Below are 26682 nucleotides of genomic sequence, written 5' to 3'. Positions count from 1 at the left end.
GTATTTTGATATTTTTGCCTCATGGATATCATTGATTCGATAATTTTAGGCATCATTCAAGGCCTTACTGAATTCCTACCAGTATCGTCTAGTGGACATTTAGAAATTGGTAAAGCCATTCTTGGCGACCATTCCATTCCTAAAGAAAGTTTATTATTTACTGTTGTTCTTCATTTTGCAACAGCTTTAAGTACTATGGTTGTATTTAGAAAAGACATTTGGTTGATACTCAAAGGTGTTATGAAATTGGAGTGGAATGAAGATTTGCAATTTGTTTCAAAAATTGCCTTATCCATGATTCCTGCTGTTATTATTGGTTTGTTTTTTGAGGACGAATTAGAACAGTTATTTAGCGGCAATATTATGTTGGTAGGCTTTATGTTATTGGTTACTGCTATTTTGCTTTTACTTGCTGACAAAGCAAAAGACACTTACAAAAAAGTTACATTTGCAAATGCTTTTGTTATTGGTATTTCGCAAGCAATAGCCATGCTTCCTGGTATTTCAAGATCTGGAGCAACCATTTCAACATCCGTTTTATTGGGAAATGATAAAACACGAGCAGCACGCTTCTCATTTTTAATGGTAGTACCCTTAATTTTTGGGAAAATTGCTAAAGATATTTTTAGTGGTGATTTAACCTATGAAGCATCAAACTTTACATCATTAAGCGTTGGGTTTATAGCAGCTTTTATTGCTGGTTTGTTTGCTTGCACTTGGATGATATCGTTGGTTAAAAAAAGTAAATTATCTTATTTTGCTATTTACTGTCTAATTGTTGGTTTGGGAGCCATTATCTATACTTTAGTTAATTAGTATGAAAACAGCCGACGACTTTCTATCTGGTCAAGTTTTATTGATTGACAAGCCTTTGAATTGGACGTCCTTTCAAGTGGTCAATAAATTGCGATGGGAAATTCGTCATGCCCTTAACATCAAGAAAATAAAAGTTGGTCATGCCGGAACTTTAGACCCATTGGCAACTGGTTTACTGGTTATTTGTACGGGTAAAATGACCAAGCAAATCAACATCTTTCAAGGTCAGGAAAAGGAATATACAGGCACTTTCGTTTTAGGTAGCACCACGCCTTCGTATGATTTAGAAACTGAAATTGATAAAACTTTCCCAACTAATCACATATCTGAAAAATTGATTCACGATACCACGCAACAATTTATTGGTGATATCGAACAATATCCTCCTGTATTTTCAGCAATAAAAAAAGATGGTAAACGCTTATACGAGTTTGCAAGAGCTGGCGAAGAAGTTGAGATAAAACCAAGAACCGTTACTATTTCAGAATTTGAAATCACCAATATTGATGTTAATACTATTGATTTTAGAGTGGTTTGCAGTAAAGGAACCTACATTCGTTCTTTGGCCCATGATTTTGGAAAAGCACTAAATTCAGGAGCGCATTTATCGGTTTTAAGGCGTACCAAAATTGGTGATTTCTCTGTTAAAAATGCGCTAACTCCAGAATCCTTTATAAAAGGCTTAACAACCAAATAATACTTTTTTCCGTATATTACATTACAACACCTGGTGTTTAGCCCAATATTTTAGTTTTTGAATTTGACTGATAAACATAAATCTTTACTCTTAACCGGACTGCTTGCTGGATCTTTGGTTATGGGTTTATTTAGCTTTCATTTAAAACAACAAAACCCTTATTTAACCGAAAGTTATTATCTAGTAGAACCCAAAACAGAAGAAGAGCTAATACAAGAAGAACTAGAAAAAGCTCAGGCTGAAGAACAAGCCACGGCTGAAACTAATAAAGCCTTTAATGAGACTGAAAACTATAAGCGTTTTGCTGAAGCTTATCAGCCTATTGCACCTCCAAAAGACTATAAATATACACCTTCTGAAAATCAAGAAGTAAATAATGATGGCCTAAATGAAACTAGCACATCACAACCTGAAATTGATGATGATGTTTTGTCATCCTTTAATGATGTAAACTCCTTATTAAAAAAACAGCAGAGTAATATAAGTCAGCAGTCAGTGAATAAGGAAAGTTCTATGCATTATTCTTTGGTTAACAGAACACATAGGTATTTACCTACTCCTGTTTACCTTTGTGAATCAGGTGGTAAAATAGTTGTCAATATTACCGTGAACTCTCTTGGAAAAGTCACCAATAGTTCAATAAACGAAGTTGCTTCAATTGATAATCAATGCCTAAAAGATCATGCCATTGAATATGCCAATAATGCCCGTTTTAGTTCAGATGCTTCTAAAAAATCACAATTAGGGTCTATTACTTTTTATTTTGAAGGAAAGCACTAAAGACAGAGCAATTGCAGTAAATCTTCTATAGCAGTTTGCCCTTTATCTTGATTGTACCAACGTTGTAAATCTTCTTTAAATTCTGGTGTTAATTTGCCAAAAGTTGCTTTATAATCATTTACCATTTTGGTTGCTTCGCTGGGTCGTGGTCCAAAAGTATCTATCACTTGTCCAGTAGCATTATCAATCATAATCAATTTGGGAATAGCTTTTCCGCCATTAGTTAAAAACTGATTCATTAAAGCATCGTTTTCGTCTCTTAAAACTAATTTTAAATCAATACCATCGTGCAACTCGGCTATTTTATTTATTACCGGAATTACGTGAGCCGCATCGCCACACCAACTCTCTGTAATAACCAACCAGGTAACATCTCCTGAAAAATTTGATAATCGGTTCTTAACCTCATCTGACACCTTTACTGTTTTGTCCCAACGCTTCATACGTCTATCATTTAGCATGGTATAATTTACCATAGCTTCAGATTTGTCATCACCAGTTGTAGAATTATTTTCGACTAGCGTCTTAACCTTTTCTCTATAGTCTTGGTAGGTTATACTATTCGATAAAGCTGAAACAATAATATCCATTGATGTTGTTTGAATGACTTCCATATATTTAATTTTTCTTTTACAAAATTACCGCCAATAACTCACTATTTTAGTAACTCTTGTTACATTTAGACAGCAAAAGTAATCTGAATTTTAGGCTGCAAATATGATTTATATCATATGTATGTCTAACTTTATATCAAAATCTTACAAAATATGACAAAACATAGATGTGGTTGGTGTATTGGTGATGCGCTTTATGAAGCCTATCATGATCAAGAATGGGGTGTTCCCATTTATGATGACGCAACTATCTTTGAATTTTTAATTTTAGAAACTTTTCAGGCTGGATTAAGTTGGATTACAGTTTTAAGAAAACGCGAAAATTTCAAAAAAGCATTTGATAATTTCAACTATAAAAAAATTGCCAATTACAAGCAGCCTAAAATTGATAGCTTGTTACAAGATGCTGGTATTATCAGAAATAAACTCAAAATACATGCAACTGTTTCCAACGCCCAAGCCTTTATAAAAATTCAGGATGAATTTGGCTCTTTCTCCAAATACATTTGGGCTTTTGTTGACCATAAACCCATTAAGAATAAAATCAAAAATTATAAAGATGCTCCTGCCACAACTGCAATTTCGGATGCTTTAAGTAAAGATTTAAAAAAACGTGGTTTTAAGTTTGTGGGTAGTACCGTTATCTATGCCCATATGCAAGCAACTGGCATGGTTAATGACCACGAGATAAATTGTTTTAGATATAACGAAGTGTGACTATAACTGTTTTAAAAACTCATTTCTAGAAATATCTTCAGCACCTAAACTCGCCAAATGATTGGTATAAACTTGGCAATCTATCAGCTTGTAATCAGAGTTTTTAAAAAAGGTTATAAAGCCTACTTTACTAGCATTACTCACCTTTGTAAACATGCTTTCACCACAAAAAATACCATTACCCAAGTCAACGCCATAAAGCCCTCCGACCAATTCAGAATTTAACCAAACCTCAACAGATTTGGCATAACCTAATTTGTGAAATTGAATATAAGCCTCAATCATGTCATGAGTTATCCAAGTCCCTGATTGGCCATTTCTATTGGCTTGTGAGCATTCCTTAATTACTTTATTAAAATCTTTATTTACGGTTACTTCAAAATCTGAATTACGTAGAACTTGCTTCATACTCTTAGACACTTTTAGTTTTTCTGGAAACAATACAAACCTAGGATCTGGAGACCACCATAAAATAGGCTGCTCTTTTTCAAACCAAGGAAAAATACCTTTTCTATAAGCTAAAAGCAAACGCTCAACCGATAAATCACCTCCAACACCAATCAGGCCATCTTTACTTGCCTCTCTTGGATTAGAAAATTTTATATCACGCCCTATATAATACATAAACCTATTGAAAACATGTTGTTTAGCTGCCAAAACATGACAGTGAAACCAATATTTGACTTTGAAAATACAACTTTTTTTAGCATCTTTACGGAGACCTTTGTGCAATAAATTTTGTTCATCATTGCTTTTTTTGAGTTTGTTTATAAAGGTCAAATCTAAAACCACAAAACTAAAGCCTTGTTTTCACAAGGCTTTTTTCATAGAAAAACCCAACCTTTTGAGCTGGGTTTTGAGTTTAAATTAAAGACTCATTACAATACTTCTCAATGTATACCAACAACAGATGGCACACTCGAAATAAAGGAACACGATTTAAAAAGGTAAATCGTCGTGATCGTCTTCATTTATGTTGCTAGCAGGCTCAAAAGCCTCTGCTGGTGGCACAGGTGGCATTTCTGGGTTTGAACTATCTGCTTGTAAAGCTTCAATACGCCATCCTTGAATGGAGTTAAAATATTTGGTCTCTCCTTGTGGATTCACCCATTCTCTACCACGTAAATTAATGTTTATTTTAACCTGTTGCCCCACTTGGTAATTGTTCAATAAATCGGTTTTATCCTGAACAAATTCTACCATAATATGCTGTGGGTATTGTTCTTCAGTTGTAACCACCACCTCTCTTTTTCTAAATCCGTTTGATCCGAAGGTTTGCGTTTCTCCAATAACCTTAATTCTACCTTGTACTTCCATTTTAAGTTCTAATTTTCTGTGTTATGATAATAATATTTTTAAGGCACTTACTATATCGCCAAAGCTTAAATAGTTGTGTGCCAATTTATGTTTTTCTCTATGTGATGCAGCCGAAATATTTGGGTAACGCTCACTAATTGATGCTACAAACTCCTTAACCGATTCTTCGCTAGGCAATTCTTCAACATTACCTAACATACCCAAATCATTACCTGTTAAAATCATGCTATTTCTTACATGTTCAGGAAGACCATCAACACCTATACCTAAAGTTGATAGTGGTTTAGGGATTTCAAAAAAACCACTTTTAGCACGGCTGTAAAAACTACCTCCAGCCCTAGCTACTAAATCTAACTTTACTTGGTCAATATGCCCATTAGCATCCAGAACCTCATCATCAATGTGTAACTTAACGACTTCACATATGACCAGATTTCCAGCACCTCCTTCTTCTCCCAAAGAAATAACATCATTTACTTTACATTCAAACTGAATAGGTGATTCAGCAACACGAAAGGGCTTTACTAAATCAGACTCCAACATATGCAAACCTGCTTTTTCAAATTCATTGATTCCTTCAGCATATTCAGTACTACTCAAAGAAGCTTGGTGTACCAAGTCGTAATTAACAACATTAATTACCACTTCTTTAGTTTCCAATACATTTTCTAACGTATGTTTTGTTGTATTGTTTCTCACGCGTCTTGCAGGTGAAAAAATTAAGATAGGTGGATTAGCACTAAAGACATTAAAAAAGCTAAATGGTGACAAATTAGGCTTACCGTTTTTATCCATAGTACTGGCAAAGGCAATAGGCCTTGGTGCCACAGCACTTAATAAATAACTATGCAGTTTACCTGTTGATAATGCTTTAGGATCGTAAGATGTCATGAATCTTTATTAATTTGCACAAATGTAATTAATATGATAATGAACTAAAAATGATTTGATTGACTTATCGCACAATATTATTAACAGATTTACATTATATTACAGATTGTAAATTACGCTATGATTTTTTCTAAACATCGCAACCTTACTCGTTGGATAATTGTTATTGCTTCCTTCGGAATTATTTCACTAATTCTATGGAATACTTATGTGTTTTTTCAAAAGTTTAAAGCTGAAGAACGAACCAAAATGGAAATTTGGTCTGCGGCACAAACTGAATATTTGAAAATTATTTATGATGCGCCCATAAATGAAAACATCAATTCCAATATTGATGTGAATTTAGACTTGATGTGGAAAATACTTGGTAGTAATACTACAACTCCTATGATAATTGTTGATGATGAATACAACATTCTAACATACAGCAACATTGGTCAAAATAAATATAAAGACTCCATTTATATTAGTCAAGTTGAGGATTCAACTTATGTTTACAACAATGTGAGACCCTTAATAAGACAGTTTGAAAGCGAAAACGATCCTATTGAGATTGAGAATCAAAACTATGTACTGTACTATGGGAACTCACCGCTACTAAACAAACTTAAATACTATCCATTAGCACTATTATTGATTATTATTTTATTTGCAGCTGTGGTATATTTCTTTTACCGTAGTTCAAAAATCGCCACACAAAATAAATTATGGTCTGGTATGGCAAAAGAGACGGCACATCAAATTGGGACACCCTTATCATCGCTAATTGGGTGGACTGAAATACTAAAAACTGAACATGTAAACCCAGAATACATTGTTGAAATTGAAAAAGACATTAGTCGTTTACAAACCATAACTGAACGTTTCAGTAAAATTGGATCTTTACCCACATTAGAAAAATCTGATATAGTTAAAGAAACTATTGATTCTTATGATTATTTAAAAGCACGCTCATCTGATTTAATTGAGTTTGAATTAAAAGCTCCAGATGAAGCTATTTATGTGCAACTAAACAGACAACTTTATAGCTGGACGATTGAAAATTTGGTTAAAAACGCCATTGATGCCATGAAAGGCAAAGGGCAATTGATTATTGAAATTGTCCAATTGGAACAAAATGTAAAAATCCAAATTAGTGACACCGGAAAAGGACTTTCAAAGAAACAATTTAGAACTATTTTTGAACCTGGTTATACTACTAAAAAACGCGGTTGGGGATTGGGATTATCATTAGCAAAACGGATTATTGAAGAATTCCATGGAGGAAAAATAAAGGTTCTACACTCTGAACCCAGCAAGGGAACAACCATGCAAATTGAATTAAAATCATTATAATATGGCTGAAAAATTTATTACCATAAAAGAAGTTGCTCTAAAAAACAACTGCCCTGAATGTTATAGTAATGATGGTTTACATTTAACTTTTAAACAAAAGTTTAAAGAATCAAATTTTTATAAGTCCATTACCCAAGAAACCAAGCATATTTTAAATTGTAAAACTTGTAATACAACAATATATCCTGTAAGCTGGACAGAAGATATTGAACGTGTAGTAAACTATCACCAACGTGCGTTTGTTCCAAAAAAAGATACTTTCAAATTAAAAAAGAAAGCTTGGTTACTTATTGGAATCACTGTAGCGCTTCTAATAGCAGGAGTGACTTTGTTTTTTCTAAAAGACAGTTTATAAATGTGCTTTTATAGCAGAAGCAATTTCTTTGAACTGTTCATCAGTGAGTTTTTCTTTGCTTAAAAAACGTGCATCTTCCATCGTGTTTAATGGAATTAGATGTACGTGAGCATGTGGTACTTCCAATCCTATAACCGTCATACCTATACGTTTACACGGAACCGCTTTTTTTATAGCATGCGCGACTGATTTTGAAAAAGCCATGAGTTCCAAGTAGATGTCATCATCTAAATCGAATAATTTATCAACTTCTTGTTTTGGAATACATAAAGTATGCCCTTTAGCATTAGGATTTATATCCAAAAAAGCAAAAAACTTGTCGGTTTCAGCAATTTTATAACAAGGTATTTCACCATTAATGATTTTTGTGAAGATTGATGCCATAATTTCAGGTTTATGTAAATATAAAAAGATTCCTGCAGGACAGGAATCTTTTAATTATTATTTAGTTTAATATTATCTAGAAATCTCCAAAATATCAAATTTCATAACACCATTAGGTACCTGAATATCCGCAACTTCACCAACTGATTTTCCTAATAAACCTTTCCCTATAGGTGAATTAACAGATATTTTACCAGAAGCCAAATCAGCTTCACCATCAGCCACCAACGTGTAGGTCATTTCCATACCATTAGTTTGGTTTTTAATCTTCACCTTTGATAGCACTAATACTTTAGAATTATCTAATTGCGATTCATCAATTAAACGTGCACCAGCCAAGGTTTCTTCTAATTTAGAAATTTTCATTTCTAACATACCTTGTGCTTCTTTAGCAGCATCGTATTCAGCATTTTCACTTAAATCACCTTTATCTCTTGCCTCTGCAATAGCTTGGGAAGCACGAGGGCGTTCAATATCTTTTAATTGTCTTAACTCGTCTCTTAATTTTTTTAACCCTTCTGCTGTGTAATAGGATACTTTACTCATAACTTCATCGTTTATATATTAAAAAGACCCGAATCATGTTCGGGACTAACGAAAAAATCCCGCTTTCACGAGATTACTATGCAAATATACAAAAAATTCAACTCTCTTTACTTTTTGTTGTAAATTGCAACCAAAATTGCGTGTTATGAAAAACGTCCTAATCCTTTTAATATGTTGTTGTTTAATATGGTCATGTAAGAATAATGATGATGACAATAATAACAACAATAACCAGTACCTGCCAAATTATTCGTTTAATACAGGTGATCTAATAAACACTACTTTGATACCGTATACTGATTTGCTATTCCCAAATAATTACGTGATATTAAACTCCAATTATGGTATTAATGGAGTAGTTGTTTATTATGCAGGAGGTAATAACTATAATGCTTTTGAATTGAGTGATCCTAATCATGCCTTGCGCACATGCTCTACTTTGACCGTTGAAGGCGTATTAGCTACTTGTGATTGTGACGATTCAAAAACCTATGATATTCTAACAGGACAACCTCAAGAAGGCACAACTGGCTCTTATGGCTTAAAACGCTATTTTGTTGAAAAAACTGGTGATATTATAAGAGTTTGGAATAATTAAATAGCGCGACCTGATGGTCGCACTATTATGTTAAAACTTCAAAGTAGCTCCTAATAAAAAATTTATGGTTGCTTGTGGGTAAAAACCAGTTCCTTCAATAGTTGTGACTTGTGGTGGGTTTGACCACGTATCATCATAGGTATAATAATAACCGTTAGATTCGTACTTCACATTAAAGAGGTTATTTACCAATCCTGTAAAAACAATGGATTTTAGAAACGGTTGAGTCTCCTCGTCTCTTTTAAACGATAACTCATAATTAATATTAAAATCGTTTACAAAGTAGCTATCTAATTTTGAGGCTTCGGCTTCGGTATTGCTCATAAATTGGTCTCCAACATATTTACTTAATAACGACATTTGCAAATTTGAGATAGGTTGAAAAACGAATGCATTACCAACAATTATATTTGGAGCATATGAAATATCTGTTTTTCCTAAATTCACCAATTCACCGTTAAAAGATGTAATAGTCTCTTTGTTTTTATTGGAGCTTAAGGTTAGGTTTGGCTGAATAGCAAACTTTTTTCCTAATTGAATAGCTGCTTCTATTTCTAAACCTAAACGATAACTTTCACCACTATTGGTACGAACTGGATTTCCTACATTATCAAGTTGTCCTGTTAAGACCAGTTGTTCATTGTATAGCATATAATAAGCATTAGCATATATTCTAAACTTATCTGTATTGTAACGCCAACCTAACTCAAAATCATTTAGCTGTTCTGGCTTAACGGTATCGTTATTTTCAAAATCATCTCTATTTGGTTCTCTGTTTGCTCTTGCATACGAAAAATACAAGCTATTAGCACCATTTATGGTATAGGTGATACCTGCTTTTGGATTAAAAAAACTATAATTTTCATCAACTAGTAAAGGCACTCTATCTGATGTTAACCCAGTTGTTTTATAATCCACTAAACGCAACTGTAAATCTGCAAACAAGCTAATCTTGTCATTTAATCTGTAATTTGCTTTACCAAAGAAACTTAAGTCTGTTTTTGTTCCATTTCCTTCGTAATATCTGTCAGTATTCATACTATTACTTGCAAATTGCGCCCAAATAATTTCTCCAAAATGGTCCCCATCGTAATAACTATAAGAGCCTCCAAAAATGGCATCTAAACCATCTTTTTTATAATTTGCATTGGCATTTACAACGTAGAAATCATTATCTAACCAGCGTCTTCTTACTAAATCAGTTTCAGTTACTGTTTCACTACCTATTACAACATCATTTAATCCGTAATCAGCGAAAGGTTCATCTTCTTTATATTGTTCAAAATAGCCACGACCATACGTGTAGTTTAAGGCTAAATTTGTTGACCAATAGTTATTGTAGCGTTCGTTCCAGTGTATTTGATAATGATCCTGTTGGTAATTGTCAACTTCGTTTTCATAAAACTGAATATTCCCGTTTTCGTCGGTATATTCGCCAGCCGTATTATAGGTTCTATCGTTTTCAAGCTTTTCTAAATCTTCAAGTCCATTCCACGATTGATAGGTTCGTTCTTTACCAGCAAATGTTATCAGCTTTATTAAGCGATTATCATCTACATAAGAACCTTGTAGGAAATAGGATTTTAAATCAGAAGTCGCGCGATCAATGTAACCATCAGACTGAATAGTTGATAAACGACCCGCAACTTCAAAATGATCGTTTAGTAAACCTGTACTAAACTTTAAAGTATGCTTATGCGTATTGAAACTTCCAAAAGAATTAGCAAATTCTGCAAAAGCATTTTCAGAAATGGCATCGGTCAATACATTAATGCTCGCTCCAAAAGCTCCAGATCCATTTGTTGATGTTCCAACACCACGTTGTAATTGTAAACTTTCAACAGAAGAGGCAAAATCGCCTAAATTCACCCAAAATGTTCCTAACGATTCTGCATCGTTATATGGAATACCATTAATAGTTACATTGGTTGATTGTGCATTTATACCACGAACACGTATACCTGTATAACCAACGCCTGCTCCAGCATCTGAAGTTGTAACAACTGAAGGCAAGTAGTTTAACAAAATTGGAATGTCCTGTCCTAAATTACGTTCTTGAATCTCTTCTTTGGATATATTTGAATGCGTTATTGGTGATGTCGCTTTAACACGTACAGCACTCACCATAACTTCATTTAAAACTTCAAGATTCGTAGAGTCGTTTTGTTGTTCATTAGGTTTTTCTTGAGCAAAAAGACTCATGGTAAAAACAAAAAAACCAATGGTTGTGAATAAATTTTTCATTACGATTAATTAAAATCGAATAAAAAGAGGTCATTATTCTTTGGTTAATAAAATATTAGATGCTTCGACAAGCTCAGCATAACAATTAAAAATTCCTAAACAGCATTACCTGTTCTAGGTTCAATGGGTATGATCTCAGCCGATAATAGGCACCCCTTTTTTGAGAACGCTGCAAAGATAATTAACAATGAAGAATTAACAATGAAGAATGATTAATATTTACTCTAACTTTGGAGGCTTTCTATTTGCTTTTTTTTCAGACTGTTGCTTTTTATTTGTAAGCCTTTTAAGTTTAACCGACTTGGGAGTTTTTGTTGGCTTACGCTTTTTTGGAACGATTAATCCTTGTTTTATCAATTCTAAAAATCGTTTAATGACAAATTCTTTGTTTTTATGCTGACTGCGACTTTCATCACTTTGAAGAATTAACACACCTTCAGAAGTTAATCGGGTTGCCAAATTTTTAAATAGCAAGACTTTTTGTTCTTCTGAAAATACTTGAGAATTATTTAAATCGAAATTTAAAACGACTTTTGAAGACACCTTATTTACATGTTGTCCTCCTGCTCCAGAACTTCTTACAGCTTTAAATTGTAATTCAGATATTAAAAGTTCTTCATCAAACATGTTATTTGATTTGATGAGTTGGTTTTAACAAATCAGTAACCGTTTTTACAGGATTAAAGGTAATTAGTGGAACCTCAACAAAAATGGTATTCCAATTAGCCATACTACCATTCCAAAGTCCAGGTAACTCTAGTGCTTTTAGTTCTTTTCCTGTCTTGGTTTTCATGGTTATAAAAGCCGTTTTAGGATCTACAAATTGTTCAAGATCAAATCTATTTCCTCTATAATCCTTGATACCGCAAACTAAATCTACAGGATTAAAATGTGTTGCATTTTTAAGGATGTCTTTCTGCCTCTTATCTTTTTTGTTTATTTGAGCAGACTCGACAATTTGCAATGAAACCTGGCCGCTTTCATCCTTTACCCAAAAAGGACCACCTCCCGGCTCTCCTTCATTCTTAACCATACCACATACACGAATAGGTCTGTTTAATTTTGTTCTTAAATATTCTACTTGATATTTTTTAGAGTACTTCTCAAATTCGCTTGATATTTTTGTGTTAAGCTTATTACTCAAAAATTCAGCAATTATAATTAAACTGTTTTCAGTAATTGATTCGTTTTCTAACTGCCTTAAATAATCAAATGCCTTTTTTTGAAGTGAAACCAATAAGCCTGCAAGTGCCTTTTTGTAATTGGCAACTTCTCGCTCGTATTTAAACACGACGACATTATCAATATTTTTTATGAAAATGATGTCAGCATCCTGCTCATTTAAATTCTGTAATAAGGCACCATGACCAGAAGGCCTGAACAATAAACTGCCGTCTTCTAAACGGAAAGGTTTGTTTTCTGGTGTCACAGCTATAGTATCGGTCGATTCCTTTTGATACGAAAAAGATATGTAGAATTTTGTGTTTGTTTTACGCTCTACGATATCTTGAATACGCTTAAATTCATCATCAAAGATGTTTTTATAGCGTTCCGAAATTGTAAAATGTAAATGTGCTTTATTATTACTAGAGGCATATAATGCTGCTTCAAATAAATGCTCTTCAAATGCTGTTGCAATATGCCCTTTATACGTATGAAATGGCAACAATCCTTTTGGAAAAAAACCATAATTAAGCTTATCTGAATCCAACATGGTTTTTACGAAATATAAACGTTGTTCATCTGTTGAAAACGATTCAGAATCTGCATAATACCTTTTCATTTCTTGTTTTACAATACCATAGAATGGAAACTTTTCTAAACCCACAAAAAACAATGACAGATTAGATTCTTTTTCTCTATTGATGTAGGCATTTAAAGTTTCCTTTTCAGGATTAAACGTTTCAATGAATTTGAAAAGCGACTTGAACATACGAGTTGCTGCACCTGAAGCTGGAACAAATTTTAGAATTGAATTTTCGTTTCTTCTTACATCAAACAATTCGATTAAATGTTGTTTTTCATCATTTGATAGTTTTAAAATGCCATTATCACTGGTTGCTGCAGATTCTAAATTTACAAACGGCAAACCGTCTTCAAACAGCTGGATCTGGTCTTTTACCTTACCAACGGTAAGACCTTTATTTTCTATTTGTATGTTATCCTTTTCTAAAAGCATTTAACGTTTTTCATTTAATAGTTTGTCAATATAAGAAACTGCTAATTTTAAGCGCTCTTCCTTATTGCCTTTTAATAACACAAAAGGTTTGTTGTATTTAATTAAGGCTTGCTCAAACGCTTTAAACATCTCCAGACGTTCAGTTGGTTTATCCCTTAAATCATCAGCTTCCCATGGCGTATCAATATAGGTCAAAAAATACAAATCGTAAGTATTACGTAATGCGTATTTTTCGAGAATAGGATCGCAAGTTCCAGAATAATAGGTTTCAGAATAGACCTTGGTTTCCAACAAATCAGTGTCACATACAAGCACTGTATTTGTTTTTTGAGCTAGCTCGTTTTCAAGTTTCATTTGACCTACAGCAATTGGTAGTAAGTCATTAGGTTCACAGGTCTTTCTCTCGTTATTCCATTTGTTTTGTAAATACTCTCTAGCATATTCAGGTACCCAAACAGAATTATAATGCCTCGCCAATTGTTTGGACAAGGTTGTTTTTCCTGTTGATTCAGGACCAAACAAAACTACTTTTATACAGTTGTTATTCTTTTGTTTAAGCTCTTCTTCCATGCTAAATATCCAAATATTGCAATAATGGTAAATCCTAAATATTGCAGACTAGTGAATGTAAATCCTTTATAAAAATAAAGTGGAACAGATATGATATCTCCTATTATCCAGAAAATCCAGTTTTCAATTTTACGTCGTGCCATTAACCACATGCCTACAAAGAAAATAGCTGTTGTAAATGTATCAACATAAGCTACCCAACCAGTCCATTTATCAAAGATTTGATAAACTACAAAAACAAATAACAATGTTGCCAAAAATATGCCAGCACTTATGATATTTTCTTTTTTTGTAGTTGTAGAAATGGGCGTTACATGTGTTGCATCTACTTTTCGAGTCCAGACATACCAGCCATAAACACTCATTATAAAATAATAAGCATTAATCATCATATCGCCTAACAATTCCCATTTATACAATAAATAAACAAATATGACAGTACTTATCATACCTGTAGGAAACACCCAAATTTTATTCTGTTTAGAAAACCAGACGGATAAAAATCCAAAAATAACCGCAACAATTTCCAATACAATATCAAGCGTTTCATAATCTTGATACTGTGAAAAGAAAAAATCAAAAATGTGGTTCATAATCGTGCCTGTCAGTTTTTACAATTTTCATGTAAAGTAAACCATTTTCAATGAGTTCAAAAACTTCTTTAATCTCACTTTGTAATAAAGACATCACCTCATCATAATCACCATAAACTTGCGTGCTTAAAGGATTTTCAAGAACCTTTAGATTTGAAGCACGTAGCTTTTTGATGAAGTGTATAATTGCAGGTTCAAAATCATTCTGCAAAGGTGTTAACGTTAGTTCTACTGATATTTTCATATTTTCTTTTTTAGGCTATCAAAAAACGATTCATTTTCCTCAAATGCAGTCCCAATCACCACTAAATCTGCTCCAAAATTGTAGGCCTCATCCAATTGTTGCTTTGTTCGTATGCCCCCTCCAACTATCAATGGGATTTGGATATTCTTTTTCACTTTTGAGATAATTTCTGCAGTTACAGGATGCGTTGCACCACTTCCCGCTTCTAAATACATAAGCTTCATTCCTAAAAATTCACCCGCTTTAGCAGTGTCTTCTATTAGCTGTATATTTACTCTGGACAATGGTTTTGTACCTGTTACACGTTCAACCGCGGTTTCCTTACCATTTTCAATTAACATATAACCCGTTGGAATGATTTCAAGTTCTGTTTCACTCAATCTTGAAACTGACTTGACATGTTTCCCGATTAAATATTCCGAATTTCTTCCAGAAATTAATGACAAAAATAAAATGCCATCGGCTTCATTAGTTACTTGTGTTACATCTCCTGGAAATAATATAATTGGTAATTGCGTAAAACGCCTTAAAGCTTTTACTAAAATTCCTGTTTGTTGTCCTTCAACCTCACTTCCACCAACAAAAATATGTGTAGCAACAGACTTATTAACTCTATTTAGAAAACCTTCTGCTGTACTAATTGAGAATTTATCAGGATCAATAAGTACAGCCAATAATTTTTCATCATTGGAAATCGACTGTAATATATTATTATAGATATTTTTCATTTACGATGGCAATGCAAAGGCACAAGTGAATCCCTCGAATTCGAGAAACGTGGTATTATAACGATACTTCTTACTTTCATAATCAATCCAAGCTACTGTTTCTTCATCTTGTATCATAAACGGAATAACTAATGTGTGTTGCAGAAAACTTAATCCTGGCGTAGCAAACAATTTATAAAGAGATTCTTTTACACACCAGATAACAGTTAGTTTTCTTACGTATTCATGGTCATTTGAATCTAAATACTGTGATTCATAATCCATGAATTTATGAGCAATACGTCCAATTTTTTCACGCTGTTTTTCAATATCTATTCCAACTTCTGTATCACTAACTACAACACCCGAAAACGTAAAAGAATGCGTTATAGAAATATGCTTACCATCTTTTAAATGTGGTTTTCCGTTTTCATCATAAAATAAATCTGAATCTGTATAACCAAATTCGGCCAATAAATGTCTAACACTTAAAAACCCACGTTGATGCAGTTCACTTTTCATGCCTAAAACACGCTCCATATTCCCTGGCTTTAAGGTGATAGGCTTCATCAAATCATCATAGGTTTCAGTTATCTTCCAAATTTTAACAGTTGTATCCGAATTTGGAGTAAGGGTTTTATATAGAGGCATTTAATATTCTGAAAGTTATTAGTTATCTTTGCAGTCGCAAATAATTATTGAAACACAAATATAACAATATGAACACAAAAACAGTTGCCTACGTACCTAATAAGGTAAAAGATATGTCGCTAGCGGCTTGGGGAAGAAAAGAGATTGAATTGGCTGAAGCTGAAATGCCAGGATTAATGAGTTTACGTGAAGAGTATAAAGATTCTCAACCTTTAAAAGGTGCACGTATAGCAGGATGCTTACACATGACTATTCAAACAGCTGTTCTAATTGAAACACTACAGGCTTTAGGTGCTGAAGTAACTTGGAGTTCTTGTAATATATTTTCCACTCAAGATCAGGCCGCTGCTGCTATTGCTGCGGAAGGAACTGCTGTATATGCTTGGAAAGATATGACAGAAGAAGAGTTTGACTGGTGTATAGAGCAAACCTTGTTTTTTGGAGAAGATAGAAAACCATTAAATATGATTCTTGATGATGGAGGCGATTTAACCAATATGGTATTGGATAAATATCCTGAATTGGTTTCTGGAATTAATGGATTATCTGAAGAAACTACAACTGGTGTTCACCGTTTGTATGAGCGTATGGAAAATGGCACATTGCCAATGCCAGCGATTAATGTGAATGATTCAGTTACTAAATCAAAGTTTGATAACAAATATGGTTGTCGTGAAAGTGCTGTTGATGCTATTCGTCGTGCCACTGATGTGATGTTAGCTGGAAAACGTGTGGTGGTTTGTGGTTATGGCGACGTTGGTAAAGGTACAGCTGCTTCTTTTAAAGGTGCTGGAAGTATTGTAACAGTAACAGAAATTGATCCAATTTGTGCTTTACAAGCAGCAATGGACGGTTTTGAAGTGAAGAAATTAGAAACTGTTGTTGGTAACGCTGATATCGTTATTACAACTACTGGGAATAAAGATATTGTTCGTGGTGAGCATTTTGAAGCTATGAAAGATAAAACCATAGTGTGTAACATTGGTCACTTTGATAACGAAATTGATATGGCTTGGTTAAACAATAACTATGGAAACACAAAGAATGTTATTAAGCCTCAAGTTGATAAATACACCATAAACGGAAAAGATGTTATTATTTTAGCCCAAGGACGTTTAGTGAATTTAGGTTGTGCAACTGGTCACCCAAGTTTTGTAATGAGTAACTCGTTTACAAACCAAACATTAGCTCAAATTGAACTTTGGAATAACAAGGATGCTTACGAGAACAAAGTATATATGTTACCAAAACATTTAGATGAAAAAGTAGCAAAATTGCACCTTGAAAAAATTGGTGTTGAGTTAACCGAGTTAAAAGAAGACCAAGCCAAGTATATTGGTGTAAAAGTGGAAGGCCCTTATAAGCCAGAATACTACAGATACTAAAAAGACAGCAAGCGCATCTAGATTCTTGATCGCTTCGATTTTAGATAATAGAGAAACCCTTACATGAACCTCAATCAAATTGAGAAAATATGTGAGGGTTTTTTAGTAGTTTAGAACATGCAAAAACTAAACCCTGAAAGTCTAATTCCGCTTCTTAAAAAATTAGAGAGTTACATCCAGTTTAAGGATGAAAGGAATAATACAATATCAAACTCTGATGTTGCTTGGCAAATAGATCACTCTTTAAAAGTTATTAATCTTGTTACAGAAGCTTTAGCTAGCTCAAATCCAGATCAATATAAATGGTGTTTTAATAAATGGAGACTGCTCTTATTCACTCTTAATTACATCCCAAGAGGAAAAGCCAAAGCTCCTAAAATTGTTAGACCACCAGAAGTTATATTAACCGATGATTTAAATAAACAAGTTAGTCTGGCTTATAAAAATGTAGAGAACTTAAAACCATTAAATGAAAATGCCTATTTCACTCACTTTGTTTTTGGGCAGCTTAATAAAACTAAAACCATTCAGTTTTTACAATTACATACCAATCATCATTTAAAAATAATTCGAGATATTTTGAAATAAAAAAACCCTTTCTGTTTCCAGAAAGGGTTTCATTATCTTAACAAAATAGTTTCTTAAGCTTCAAAAGGCTCAATAGAAACGTATGACTTGTTATCTTTTTTCTTTGTAAACTTTACAATACCATCAACTTTAGCATGTAATGTATGATCTTTTCCAGCGTAAACATTTTCACCTGGATTATGTGCAGTACCTCTTTGTCTTACAATGATGTTTCCTGCAACGGCAGCTTGACCACCAAAAATCTTAACACCTAATCGTTTCGATTCTGATTCTCTACCGTTTTTCGAACTTCCGACTCCTTTTTTATGTGCCATTTTATTTCGATTTTATATTGTTAAATTAACTTAAAGCAGCAATTAATTCGGCTTTCTTCATAGAAGAGTATCCTGTAATTTCTTTTGCTTTAGCCATCTCCCTTAATTCAGCAACAGTTAATTTGCTTAAATCTTGAGTTGATTCTTCTTTTTTAGCTGGTTTTGCTTCTGCTTTTGGAGCAGCAGCTTTTGGTTCAGCTGTTTTTGGAGCAGCTTTTTCAGCTTTAGCTGGCTTTGCTCCTTCGTTTTCAACTTTGGCAGCCTTTTTGGCTCCCGAAGCTACAATACTTTCAATTTGAATTTCAGTTAAGGCTTGTCTGTGACCATTTTTTACACGGTAACCTTTACGTCTTTTCTTTTTGAAAACTATCACTTTATCACCTTTAAGGTGCTTTAAGACTTTTGCTCCTACTTGAGCTCCGCCTATAGCTGGGGCGCCTACAGTTACATTGTCACCATCACCAATTAAAAGAACATTATCGAAAGAAACTTTCTTACCTTCTTCTGTTGCTAAACGGTTAACAAAAACTTTTTGGTCTTTTTCAACTTTAAATTGATGCCCTGCTATCTCTACAATTGCGTACATAGCGTAACGTTTTTATTAAATTAATTTATTCAAAAATGAGTGCAAATATACTGCTAAATAATTAAACTACAAACGATTTATTTAATTTAAGCGGCATTCCAGCTTTTTTTGAAATATTGCATAACAGTTAGTGCAGAAATAACTGTGGTTGCAAAGCCCATTACAATAACCGTAAAGGTGACAACCCCAACACTTACATCAGAGCCATAATTGGTAGTTTCCAGTAATCCAGGTATAAAGTCTGAATTAATTTCTGTAATATAAAACAAGAAAAAAATCGAAAAAACTACAGTTGCTATAAAACCAGAAATCAAACCTGCAATTATTCCTTTTGAATAGCTAAAATCATCTCCTTGCTCCAATTTATAATATCTAACCGTTTCATAAATTCCGAAAACTGTAATAAAGGCATTTAAAAAACTATACACCGGATTTGTATGAATATTGAACAATGACAGAATTAGAAAATAAGCAATAAGAATAACACTCATTATCAATCCAAATCGTATAGGAAGACTAACTTTTTTCATGATTTTTTGTTTTTACTAAATTTCGTGAAAAATTGTTAGAAATAATAATTTCCTATGAAATTTCTTTAAATACCATATAAAACCGAGATGATTTATTATTTTTGAAATTCTGTAACATTTTTACTCTTTAAACTACTTACAGTTCAATATTTAACCACATAAATTAAACCCACAATGAAAAAATACTTATTCACTTTTGCTGTATTTGTTTTGGCTTTAACAGCTACAAATGCGCAAGAAGTCAATTTTGAAGAATTTGACCTTGAAAACGGTCTACACGTTATTCTACATCAAGATAATACAGCTCCTGTTGTAGCCACTTCTGTTATGTATGATGTTGGCGGAAAAGATGGTGATAGAAATCGTACAGGATTTGCTCACTTTTTTGAACATTTACTATTTGAAGGTTCTGAAAATATAAAACGTGGGGAATTCATGAAAATCATACCTGCCAATGGTGGTACGTTTAATGCAAACACCTCTCAAGATAGAACTTACTATTATGAGATTTTTCCTTCCAACAAATTAGAACTTGGACTATGGTTAGAGTCAGAGCGCATGCTGCATCCAGTTATTGACCAAGTTGGTGTTGACACACAAAATGAAGTTGTAAAGGAAGAAAAGCGTCAAAGTTATGACAACAGACCTTATGGTCAGATATTGAAAGTGCTTGGCGAAAATTTATTTGAGGTTCACCCATATAAAGACACCAATATTGGTGAGATGGAACATTTGGATGCTGCAACGCTTGAAGAATTTATGGCTTACTTCGAAAAATATTATGTGCCTAATAACGCAGTTTTAGTAGTTGCAGGTGATATTGACATAGACAAGACCAAAAAGCTAGTTAAAGATTACTTTAGTGCTGTAAAAAAAGGACCTGAAGTAGTTAGAAATTTTCCTGAAGAAAGACCTATTACTGAAACAAAAAAAGTAAAAGCTTACGATAAAAACATTCAAACTCCAGCCATAATTGCAGCTTACAGAATGCCAGGGTTTGCTACTAGAGACGCACGTGTTCTGGATATGATTTCAACTTATTTAAGTGGCGGAAAAAGTTCTGTGCTTTATAAAAAATTGGTAGATGAACAAAAGCAAGCACTAACTGTACAGGCAGTAAATTTAGGACAAGTAGATTATAATATTTTTGCCTTGTTTGCAATTCCTCTGGGCGAAACGCCATTAGATACTTTATTATCTGAAATGGATGAAGAAATAGTGAAGATGCAAACTGAACTTATTTCAGAACGTGATCACACAAAACTGCTTAACCAGTTTGAGAATCAGTTTGTCAATTCCAATTCAAGTATCGCTGGTATTGCGAGTTCTTTGGCTACCTATTACCTGCTTTATGATGATGTAAACTTAATCAATACGGAGATTGATATTTACCGTTCTATCACTAGAGAGGAAATTCAAGCCGTTGCAAAAAAATACTTAAACACAAATCAACGTGTTGAAATAGAATATTTACCAAAAACAGATGACCAATAATTATGAACACTTATAAAATGAAAACTAAAATAGCTTCTTTGATTCTAATATTTTTATTGTCTGTGGGTGTAAATGCCCAAATAGATCGATCTAAACCGCCTAAATCTGGTCCAGCACCTGAAATTACACTTGAAGAACCAGGCGAGTTTGAATTGAAAAACGGACTCAAAGTGTTGGTTGTAGAGAATCATAAACTTCCCAGAGTATCTTATTCTTTAAGAATAGATAACAAACCCATTGTTGAAGGAAATATAGCAGGTGTCACAAGTGTACTTGGCGCCATGTTAGGTAATGGAACAACTAGCATTCCTAAAGATGAATTTAACGAAGAAATAGATTATTTAGGTGCTAATTTTAATTTAGGTTTTAACGGTGGTTTTGCTAGCTGTTTGTCAAAATATTCTGAACGCATTTTAGAATTAATGGCAGATGCTGTTATTAATCCGTTGTTAACTGAAGAAGAGTTTGAAAAAGAAAAAGTAAAACTCATTGAAAACATTAAAAACAACGAAAAAAACCCAGATGTCATTGCTGGCCGTGTAGGAAGTGCATTATCTTATGGCAAGCAAAATGCATATGGGGAATTTACTACTGAAGAAACCATTAACAACATAAAATTTAGCGACATTAAAACTTATCGCTCAATGTACATCAACCCATCAAATGCATATTTAGTAGTAGTAGGTGATGTAGATTTTAAAGCTATTGAAAAACAAGTTAAAAAGCACTTTAGCGATTGGACGCGTGATGTTACTGTTGATGCGCCTATAACACCTCCAAATCCAAATGTTTCATACACACAAATTAACTTTGTTGATGTTCCTGGTGCAACACAATCTAATATTTCTATTACTAACAATGTAGATTTGAAAATGAATGATGAGGATTATCATGCAGCTTTAATTGCCAACGAAATACTTGGTGGTGGTGGAGAAGGTTATTTATTCAGAAACCTTCGTGAAGAACATGGTTATACCTACGGTGCTTATTCTGATTTAGGAGCCAACAGATTTGGAATTTCCAGATTTACTGCAAGTGCAAAAGTAAGAAATGCAGTTACAGATAGCGCTGTGGTTGAGGCATTAAAGGAAATAAAGCGTATTAATAATGAACCCGTTTCTCCTGAAACATTACGTGATGTAAAAGCCAAATACACTGGAAACTTTGTAATGGCACTTGAGCGACCTCAAACTATTGCTAACTATGCTTTAAATATAAAGCTCAATGATTTACCAGAAGATTTCTATACTAACTATCTTCAAAAAATTAATGATGTGACTGTTGAAGATGTAAATCGTGTTGCTCAAAAGTATATGAAACCTGACAATGCCAGAATAGTTATTATTGGAAACGGTAGTGATGTCATTGAAAATCTTGAAAAAACAAAAATTCCAATAAAGTATTTTGACAAATATGCCAATGCAACCGAAAAGCCAAACTACGATATTGAAATGCCTTCAGATATCACACCAAATAAAGTGCTGCAAGCTTATATTGACGCTATTGGTGGTCGGGAGAAACTTGATAATGTCAATGCTGTTGTTATACAAGCTGAAGCTGAATTGCAACCGGGTATGATGATGAATCTAGAAATGAAAAAAACATCAAAAAATCAGCTGATGCAGGAAATTACAGCTATGGGAACTTCTGTTCAAAAACAAGTATTAGATGGTAATGCTGGTTATAAAGTTGTTCAAGGGCAGCGTTCTGATATGACGGAAGATGAAATTGTAAAAGCTCAAAAACAATCGTCACCATTTCCTGAAATAAATTATTTAAATCAGGGCGTGACATTGGATAAAATTGAAGATGTTGATGGTGAAAAAGCTTATAAAGTTAAAGTTTCAGATGAGCTTACTGCTTATTACAGCGTTTCTACTGGTTTAAAAGTAAAAGAAGACAGAAACTCTGAAATGGGAACCTCATCTATATTTTATACAGACTACAAAGAAGTAGCTGGAATAATGTTCCCATTCAAAATTTCTCAAACAGCAGGTCCACGTAAGTTTGACTTTATTGTTAAAGAAATTAAAGTTAATGAAGGTGTAGAAGATGCTGATTTTGATTAATAACAATCCTTTAAAAACATAAAATAAAAACTCGCTGAAAACAGCGAGTTTTTATTTTTTTGGCCTATGTGATAAGTATACACCTACTAAAATGATGAATGTTGCAAAACCTTGCAAAAGACTGAACCCTTCCCCATCCAAAACACCCCAAGTAAGTGCTACAATTGGCATAACGTAAGTAACTGAAGATGCAAATACCGGTGAGGAAATTTGGACTAGTTTATTAAATAAAACTTTTGCCAAGGCGGTCCCAAAAAACGATAGAATAACTACGTACCAAATAGATAGTTTTAAATTGGGATTACTTAAATGTCCTTCCTTAAAAAAGCCACTCATCAATAAAACAATCACAGCTGGAATGATGATTACTGCATAATTCCCAGCAGCTATAGCAAGTGGTTTAACGTTCTGTAAATAACGTTTTATAATATTTACATTAGCTGCATACATAATAGTTGATGCGATAACAAAACCTGCATACAAATAATTCTGTTCTGGATTTAGTTCTGCTCCCTTTAATATTAAAATAGCTGTACCGATAAACCCAATTATAACGCCAACTACCTGTCGCTTAGTCGATGCTATTTTAAACACAGCGAAGCCCAATAATATAGTATTTAATGGCACGAGCGAATTCAAAATAGATGCCACGGCACTATCTATTTCTGTTTCGGCAATCGCAAAGAAAAAAGCTGGAAAAAAAGAACCTAAAAACCCCGAAAGTGCAATCCATTTCCATTGGCTCTTTTCAATCGTTTTTAATGAAGAATAGCCTGCAAGTAACAAAAAAACACCTGTAATAATGGTTCTTAAAGCACCTAGCTCGTAAGCGTTTAAACCTAATAATGCCTTTTTAATCAGTATAAAAGAGGTTCCCCAAATTAAAGAGAGCACAATTAAATACAACCATTTAACGTTAATTTGTTTCATAAGGCAAATGAAATGACAAAATTGTTAATTTTAATGCAATAAACAGCATTATTTAGTAATTTTGTGATGAACTTAATACGTAATACAAATGAATATATTTAAAAACATTATAGTTGTTTTATTGTTGGCAGTTGTTTTTTCTGCTTGTAAGAATGAAACGGCTCCTGAAGTTGTAACGGTTGAAAATGAATCTACTGAAATGACAACTGATCAGATAAAAGAATTAGACCCTAATGCCAATTATGCAAAAGCAGAATTCACCATTGAAGGAATGACTTGCGCCATGGGTTGTGCCAAAACTATTGAAAAGAAAATGGCAAAATTAGAAGGTGTAAAATCTGCAAAAGTAGATTTTGATTCAAGAATAGCTATGGTTGAATATGATGAAGCTAAAGTGACGCCTACTACACTTGAAGAGGTTGTTAAAAAAGCTGGTGATGTTTATTCAGTAAAAGACATGAAAACTGTTGATAGTTTTAGTGCTGAAAAAAAAGCTTGTGACAAAGATTGTCAAAAAGCCTGTTGTGCTAATAAAACAGAAGCAGAAAAAATGGCTTGTGCCAAAGACTGTAAAATGGCTTGTTGCGCAGATAAAGCTAAAGCTTAAAACAAGCTCAATAAATTAAATAAAAAAACCACTCATAATGAGTGGTTTTTTTATTTCCATCGCAATGTTTCCATAATATGCTGAATGTCTTTCTGCAGATAATTTGCAGCAGGCAGAATTGAGTCATAATTAGGTTTGGCATAAAAATACAACGAACCTGTCAAAAAGTGATTAATACTGTCTGTTACATAAAACTGTGATTGCGATGCAGCGTTACCACCAACTTCATAAAACATACCATAAACATCATGCTCCTTGCTTTCATAAAGTTGCTCGGCAATTTCATCAGCTTTTTGAGTATGCTCTTGCGTAAAACCTTGCGCATCACGCAATAAATTCCGTAACTGTTCAGGGCTGTTATTAATTTTTTTATAGGTTAAATAGATTGTTCCTTTCAATGAAGGGTAAATTAAATCAACACCTAAACTTGCCGAATCTGCTGTTAATATCCTCGCTCGCACGTCAGATGCCAATTCATTTTTTTCAAACGTAAAAGGAAATCCAGGGTTGAAAGTTTTGTAATCTGCTTCAGGGTAATCTAATCTTAAATAAGCATTTGGTTTAGGTAATGTGTCATTCCCACAAGAAAAACAAATCAATAGTATAATACTTACTAGTCCAATATTCCTCATGCTTTAAGGTAATGTTATTTTTAGGCGTTTAATCCGTTTGTTATCTAATGCTTCTATAGTGAAAACGTAATTTTCGAAATTTATTTTACTTCCTTGTTTTGGAAAACTTTTGGAAATCTCTAAAATAAAGCCTGCTAATGTTTCGGCTTCACCTTTGTTATTCTCAAAAACACTTTCGTCTTCTAGCTTTATTATTTTATAAAAATCCTTCAATGCCGTTTTACCCTCAAAAACATAATTATGATTATCTAATTTTGAATAAACCAAGTCTTCATCATCAAATTCATCGCTAATATCACCTACAATTTCTTCAATGATATCTTCTAAAGAAATTAAGCCAGATGTACCACCATATTCGTCGACTACAACAGCTAAATGAACCTTTTTCTCTTGAAATTCTGCCATCAAATCATCCAGTTTTTTGTTTTCTGGAACAAAAAAAGGATCGCGTAATAAGGTGGTCCAATCAAATTGTTTTCTATCTATATATGGCAATAAATCTTTTACGTATAAAATACCTTTTATGGTATCAATATTATCTTCATATACCGGAATTCTTGAATAGCCATTGGCAACTATTTCTGGTATAATATCTAGATATTTTTGGGTGATATTCAGAGCAAAAATATCAATTCTTGGCCTCATAACCTGTTTAGTATCTGTATTACCAAATGACACAATGCCTTGTAAAATTTTCTGTTCCTCTTTAGTTGTATCCTCCTCACTTGTAAGTTCTAATGCTTGAGATAATTGATCAACGCTCAAATTTGATTTTTGTTTTCCTAATTTACTGTGAATAGCAATTGTAATACCTCGCATAGGAAGGCTTAAAGGAGAAAACAACACATCCAAAACACGTAGAGGATAGGCCATAAAAACAGAAAACTTTACTTTGTTTCTACTAGCATAAATTTTAGGTAAAATTTCACCAAACAATAATATTAAAAACGTAATGACAACAACCTCTAAAAGAAACTTTAGAATGTAATTTTCTATATTCTGAAAAATAAAATTTCCCAGATAAGCAAATAATATGACGATACCAATATTTATAAAATTATTGGCAACCAATATGGTGGCAAGTAATTTTTTTGGACGCTCTAATAATTTAGAAATTATAGAAATAGCAGCATGCTTTTCATCTAAATTTTCTTCAATATCAGATTGAGTTAGAGAAAATAAAGCAACTTCAGCCCCAGAAATTAAAGCGGAACAAAGCAATAAAACAAAAAGTAGTATAAAACCAAATATTACTGAATATTCAATAGAGATTAAAAGTGCTAAAAATCGCGTGGGTTCTGGGTCCAAT

At 33.2% G+C, this 26682-nt stretch carries 32 protein-coding genes; 12 read left to right on the top strand and 20 right to left on the bottom strand.

Annotated elements, in window-relative coordinates:
* Nucleotides 1-21 precede the first annotated feature (21 nt).
* From C1S72_RS09545 to C1S72_RS09535, 3 genes are all read left to right on the top strand, one after another.
* Nucleotides 22-816 (top strand): undecaprenyl-diphosphate phosphatase, encoded by a 795-nt coding sequence (locus tag C1S72_RS09545; RefSeq protein WP_104735372.1) that lies wholly within the window; start codon nt 22-24, stop codon nt 814-816.
* Nucleotide 817: 1 nt separating this feature from the next.
* Complete coding sequence (truB, locus tag C1S72_RS09540) at nt 818-1513, top strand: tRNA pseudouridine(55) synthase TruB (RefSeq protein ID WP_104735371.1); 696 nt, start codon at nt 818-820, stop codon at nt 1511-1513.
* Nucleotides 1514-1576: 63 nt separating this feature from the next.
* Nucleotides 1577-2293, top strand: coding sequence for a hypothetical protein (locus C1S72_RS09535; protein ID WP_230401610.1), 717 nt, complete (start codon nt 1577-1579; stop codon nt 2291-2293).
* Here C1S72_RS09535 and C1S72_RS09530 read toward each other — a convergent pair.
* Nucleotides 2290-2907, bottom strand: coding sequence for a thioredoxin family protein (locus tag C1S72_RS09530; protein WP_104735369.1), 618 nt, complete (start codon nt 2905-2907; stop codon nt 2290-2292). The two genes, C1S72_RS09535 and C1S72_RS09530, sit on opposite strands and share 4 nt — an antisense overlap.
* A 153-nt stretch (nt 2908-3060) precedes the next feature.
* On the opposite strand from C1S72_RS09530, the gene C1S72_RS09525 reads away from it, so the two are divergent.
* Nucleotides 3061-3624: a DNA-3-methyladenine glycosylase I gene (locus C1S72_RS09525; RefSeq protein WP_104735368.1), complete on the top strand. Its 564-nt coding sequence runs from the start codon at nt 3061-3063 to the stop codon at nt 3622-3624.
* On the opposite strand, the gene aat is transcribed toward C1S72_RS09525, so the two are convergent.
* The 3 genes from aat to C1S72_RS09510 form a co-directional block, all read right to left on the bottom strand.
* Nucleotides 3625-4248, bottom strand: a complete 624-nt coding sequence (gene aat / locus C1S72_RS09520; protein WP_104735854.1) for a leucyl/phenylalanyl-tRNA--protein transferase — start codon at nt 4246-4248, stop codon at nt 3625-3627.
* 315 nt (nt 4249-4563) lie between these two features.
* Nucleotides 4564-4941 carry a DUF3127 domain-containing protein gene (locus C1S72_RS09515; protein WP_104735367.1) on the bottom strand — a complete coding sequence of 126 codons (378 nt, stop codon included), beginning with the start codon at nt 4939-4941 and terminating at the stop codon, nt 4564-4566.
* Between the two features lie 21 nt (nt 4942-4962).
* Nucleotides 4963-5832, bottom strand: coding sequence for a flavin reductase family protein (locus tag C1S72_RS09510; protein ID WP_104735366.1), 870 nt, complete (start codon nt 5830-5832; stop codon nt 4963-4965).
* Nucleotides 5833-5952: 120 nt separating this feature from the next.
* Here C1S72_RS09510 and C1S72_RS09505 point away from each other — a divergent pair, with 120 nt between their 5' ends.
* A complete protein-coding gene (locus C1S72_RS09505; protein WP_104735365.1) occupies nt 5953-7167 on the top strand; it encodes a sensor histidine kinase in 1215 nt (404 codons plus the stop codon).
* A gap of 1 nt (nt 7168) precedes the next feature.
* Nucleotides 7169-7522 carry a hypothetical protein gene (locus C1S72_RS09500; RefSeq protein WP_104735364.1) on the top strand — a complete coding sequence of 118 codons (354 nt, stop codon included), beginning with the start codon at nt 7169-7171 and terminating at the stop codon, nt 7520-7522.
* Here C1S72_RS09500 and C1S72_RS09495 read toward each other — a convergent pair.
* Both C1S72_RS09495 and greA read right to left on the bottom strand, forming a co-directional pair.
* On the bottom strand, nt 7517-7906 hold the full coding sequence (locus C1S72_RS09495) for an HIT family protein (protein WP_104735363.1): 390 nt from the start codon (nt 7904-7906) through the stop codon (nt 7517-7519). The genes C1S72_RS09500 and C1S72_RS09495 overlap by 6 nt on opposite strands.
* Before the next feature lie 72 nt (nt 7907-7978).
* Nucleotides 7979-8452: a transcription elongation factor GreA gene (gene greA, locus C1S72_RS09490; protein WP_104735362.1), complete on the bottom strand. Its 474-nt coding sequence runs from the start codon at nt 8450-8452 to the stop codon at nt 7979-7981.
* 145 nt (nt 8453-8597) lie between these two features.
* Here greA and C1S72_RS09485 point away from each other — a divergent pair, with 145 nt between their 5' ends.
* Nucleotides 8598-9050 (top strand): hypothetical protein, encoded by a 453-nt coding sequence (locus C1S72_RS09485; RefSeq protein WP_162919950.1) that lies wholly within the window; start codon nt 8598-8600, stop codon nt 9048-9050.
* Nucleotides 9051-9080: 30 nt separating this feature from the next.
* Here the strand turns inward: C1S72_RS09485 and C1S72_RS09480 are convergent, their stop codons facing one another.
* From C1S72_RS09480 to C1S72_RS09445, 8 genes are all read right to left on the bottom strand, one after another.
* Nucleotides 9081-11294: a TonB-dependent receptor gene (locus C1S72_RS09480; protein ID WP_104735361.1), complete on the bottom strand. Its 2214-nt coding sequence runs from the start codon at nt 11292-11294 to the stop codon at nt 9081-9083.
* Nucleotides 11295-11513: 219 nt separating this feature from the next.
* A complete protein-coding gene (gene arfB / locus C1S72_RS09475; protein WP_104735360.1) occupies nt 11514-11921 on the bottom strand; it encodes an alternative ribosome rescue aminoacyl-tRNA hydrolase ArfB in 408 nt (135 codons plus the stop codon).
* Nucleotide 11922: 1 nt separating this feature from the next.
* Nucleotides 11923-13473 (bottom strand): DUF4301 family protein, encoded by a 1551-nt coding sequence (locus C1S72_RS09470; protein WP_104735359.1) that lies wholly within the window; start codon nt 13471-13473, stop codon nt 11923-11925.
* Nucleotides 13474-14043, bottom strand: a complete 570-nt coding sequence (locus C1S72_RS09465; RefSeq protein ID WP_104735358.1) for an AAA family ATPase — start codon at nt 14041-14043, stop codon at nt 13474-13476.
* Nucleotides 14004-14636 (bottom strand): nicotinamide riboside transporter PnuC, encoded by a 633-nt coding sequence (gene pnuC, locus C1S72_RS09460; protein WP_104735357.1) that lies wholly within the window; start codon nt 14634-14636, stop codon nt 14004-14006. The genes C1S72_RS09465 and pnuC overlap by 40 nt, the downstream gene beginning before the upstream one ends.
* A complete protein-coding gene (locus tag C1S72_RS09455) occupies nt 14620-14880 on the bottom strand; it encodes a thiamine-binding protein (protein ID WP_104735356.1) in 261 nt (86 codons plus the stop codon). The genes pnuC and C1S72_RS09455 overlap by 17 nt, the downstream gene beginning before the upstream one ends.
* Nucleotides 14877-15608: a geranylgeranylglyceryl/heptaprenylglyceryl phosphate synthase gene (locus C1S72_RS09450; RefSeq protein WP_104735355.1), complete on the bottom strand. Its 732-nt coding sequence runs from the start codon at nt 15606-15608 to the stop codon at nt 14877-14879. Before C1S72_RS09450 ends, C1S72_RS09455 begins: the two co-directional genes overlap by 4 nt.
* Nucleotides 15609-16238, bottom strand: a complete 630-nt coding sequence (locus C1S72_RS09445) for a 4'-phosphopantetheinyl transferase family protein (protein ID WP_104735354.1) — start codon at nt 16236-16238, stop codon at nt 15609-15611.
* Nucleotides 16239-16306: 68 nt separating this feature from the next.
* Between C1S72_RS09445 and ahcY the strand changes: the two genes are divergently transcribed.
* Both ahcY and C1S72_RS09435 read left to right on the top strand, forming a co-directional pair.
* The gene (ahcY, locus tag C1S72_RS09440; protein WP_104735852.1) at nt 16307-17623 is read left to right on the top strand and encodes an adenosylhomocysteinase; all 1317 of its coding nucleotides are present in this window, start codon (nt 16307-16309) and stop codon (nt 17621-17623) included.
* Between the two features lie 117 nt (nt 17624-17740).
* A complete protein-coding gene (locus tag C1S72_RS09435) occupies nt 17741-18211 on the top strand; it encodes a DUF1569 domain-containing protein (protein ID WP_104735353.1) in 471 nt (156 codons plus the stop codon).
* A 53-nt stretch (nt 18212-18264) separates the two neighbouring features.
* Here the strand turns inward: C1S72_RS09435 and rpmA are convergent, their stop codons facing one another.
* The 3 genes from rpmA to C1S72_RS09420 form a co-directional block, all read right to left on the bottom strand.
* The gene (gene rpmA, locus C1S72_RS09430) at nt 18265-18525 is read right to left on the bottom strand and encodes a 50S ribosomal protein L27 (RefSeq protein ID WP_007646798.1); all 261 of its coding nucleotides are present in this window, start codon (nt 18523-18525) and stop codon (nt 18265-18267) included.
* A 25-nt stretch (nt 18526-18550) separates the two neighbouring features.
* Nucleotides 18551-19111 carry a 50S ribosomal protein L21 gene (rplU, locus tag C1S72_RS09425; protein ID WP_104735352.1) on the bottom strand — a complete coding sequence of 187 codons (561 nt, stop codon included), beginning with the start codon at nt 19109-19111 and terminating at the stop codon, nt 18551-18553.
* A gap of 86 nt (nt 19112-19197) precedes the next feature.
* Nucleotides 19198-19641 (bottom strand): DUF4199 domain-containing protein, encoded by a 444-nt coding sequence (locus tag C1S72_RS09420; RefSeq protein ID WP_104735351.1) that lies wholly within the window; start codon nt 19639-19641, stop codon nt 19198-19200.
* A 174-nt stretch (nt 19642-19815) separates the two neighbouring features.
* Here C1S72_RS09420 and C1S72_RS09415 point away from each other — a divergent pair, with 174 nt between their 5' ends.
* Nucleotides 19816-21135 carry a M16 family metallopeptidase gene (locus C1S72_RS09415; RefSeq protein ID WP_104735350.1) on the top strand — a complete coding sequence of 440 codons (1320 nt, stop codon included), beginning with the start codon at nt 19816-19818 and terminating at the stop codon, nt 21133-21135.
* 17 nt (nt 21136-21152) lie between these two features.
* The gene (locus C1S72_RS09410) at nt 21153-23204 is read left to right on the top strand and encodes a M16 family metallopeptidase (RefSeq protein ID WP_104735851.1); all 2052 of its coding nucleotides are present in this window, start codon (nt 21153-21155) and stop codon (nt 23202-23204) included.
* Nucleotides 23205-23255: 51 nt separating this feature from the next.
* Here the strand turns inward: C1S72_RS09410 and C1S72_RS09405 are convergent, their stop codons facing one another.
* Nucleotides 23256-24134, bottom strand: coding sequence for a DMT family transporter (locus C1S72_RS09405; protein WP_104735349.1), 879 nt, complete (start codon nt 24132-24134; stop codon nt 23256-23258).
* A gap of 88 nt (nt 24135-24222) precedes the next feature.
* On the opposite strand from C1S72_RS09405, the gene C1S72_RS09400 reads away from it, so the two are divergent.
* The gene (locus C1S72_RS09400; RefSeq protein WP_104735348.1) at nt 24223-24741 is read left to right on the top strand and encodes a heavy-metal-associated domain-containing protein; all 519 of its coding nucleotides are present in this window, start codon (nt 24223-24225) and stop codon (nt 24739-24741) included.
* 50 nt (nt 24742-24791) lie between these two features.
* Here C1S72_RS09400 and gldD read toward each other — a convergent pair whose 3' ends face one another.
* Nucleotides 24792-25373 (bottom strand): gliding motility lipoprotein GldD, encoded by a 582-nt coding sequence (gldD, locus tag C1S72_RS09395; protein WP_104735347.1) that lies wholly within the window; start codon nt 25371-25373, stop codon nt 24792-24794.
* A gap of 3 nt (nt 25374-25376) precedes the next feature.
* Entirely contained in the window at nt 25377-26681 is a 1305-nt protein-coding gene (locus C1S72_RS09390; RefSeq protein ID WP_104735346.1) for a gliding motility-associated protein GldE, read from the bottom strand.
* Nucleotide 26682 lies beyond the last annotated feature (1 nt).

The organism is Hanstruepera ponticola (assembly GCF_002940745.1).
GTDB lineage: Bacteria > Bacteroidota > Bacteroidia > Flavobacteriales > Flavobacteriaceae > Hanstruepera > Hanstruepera ponticola.
Note: the sequence above shows the minus strand (reverse complement) of the source record. Positions and strands in the feature narration are given on the sequence as shown.